The organism is Streptomyces sp. CBMA29, assembly GCF_014596445.1.
Taxonomy (GTDB): Bacteria; Actinomycetota; Actinomycetes; order Streptomycetales; family Streptomycetaceae; genus Actinacidiphila.
This window is the reverse complement of record NZ_MECL01000038.1, coordinates 1-1,332: the sequence shown is the minus strand read 5'-3', so window position 1 is coordinate 1,332 and position 1,332 is coordinate 1. Positions and strand designations below refer to the sequence as shown.

The following is a 1,332-nucleotide window of genomic DNA, read 5'->3' as shown; positions in this document are numbered from 1 at the left end:
GTGCGCGTTGCTGGCCCGGCGGCTGCGCTCCGAGGTCGACTGCGTCCGCGGCGGCTTCGGACCGGTCGGCGCGGCCGAGTACCGGGCGCTGTCCGACGAGGCGGGCGCCGCCGTCGCCGCGCTGCGCACCTCGTTCTTCGGGACGCCGTACCGCCCCACGGGGCTGTCCACGTCGGCGCGCACGCTGGTCCGGCTGGTCGACCAGGTGGTGTGGCTCGACGCGATCCTGGAGCGCATGCCGCTCGACGAGGAGCCGGGGCCGACGGACGCCGTCGTCTGCGACGTGAAGATGGCCGCCGCGACCCTGCTCGAACACGGCGCGGCCAGCCTGGAGACGGTCGCCGACAGTTCCGCGGAGCTGGAGCGCGACCTGCGACGGCTGGAGGCCGCCCGCAAGGCGATGGAGACGGCCGTCACCGGCGATCTGCCGCTGCACCGGCCCCGCACGACGAAGGCAGACTCCATCGACGCGCCTGACGCGCCTGACGCGCCTGACCCCGACGGGACCCCCGCCGCCGACGACGCCATGGCCGGAATCCTCGGCGCGCTCGAACCGAGCTTCCGCGCCCAGGAGATGAGCTTCGCGATCTCCGCCATGGCCACCAACATCGGCCTCACCGTCGCCGCCCTGCGCCGCGGCTGGTGGGACCATGTCCTGGGCCGCGGGCCCACGGGCGTGCCGTCCTCCCTGTCCTCCGCGCAGGAACGCGCCGGAGCCCACGTCGAGCGCCACTCCGTCTGGCTGCACAACAGCGTCCGCGGCGCCATCGCGCTCGCTCTGGCCGTCCTGCTCGCCGAGTCGACCGGCGTCCAGCACTCGTTCTGGGTCGTCCTCGGCACCCTCGCGGTGCTGCGCTCCAACGCCCTGAGCACCGGCCAGAACGCGCTGCGCGGCCTGCTCGGTACGGGCGTCGGCTTCGTCATCGGCGGCGGCATCGTCTACGGGGTCGGCACGCACACGACCGTTCTGTGGCTGCTGCTGCCCCTCGCCGTGGCCTTCGCGGGCCTCGCCCCCGCCGTCATCTCCTTCGCCGCGGGACAGGCCGGATTCACCACCGTCCTTCTCATCCTCTACAACATCATCGAGCCCGCGGGCTGGCAGATCGGGCTCGTCCGCGTCGAGGACGTCGCCCTCGGCTGCGGAGTCTCCCTGGTGGCCGGGGCGCTGTTCTGGCCACGCGGGGCAGGACGCGCCCTCGGCCAGGCACTGGCCGACGCCTACGCGGAAGGGGCCCACTATCTGCGCGGCGCCATCCAGTACGGCGTCGCCCGCTGCGACGCCGCCGCCCCCGCGCCCGCCACCCCGCGGGACGAGCGGCGCAGGGCCGCCGC

Annotated in this window: 1 protein-coding gene; it reads left to right on the top strand. The window is 74.7% G+C overall.

The features are described 5' to 3' along the window. On the top strand, window positions 1–1,332 hold a 1,332-nt coding region (locus BGM09_RS06110), incomplete at both ends, for an FUSC family protein (RefSeq protein WP_223186398.1).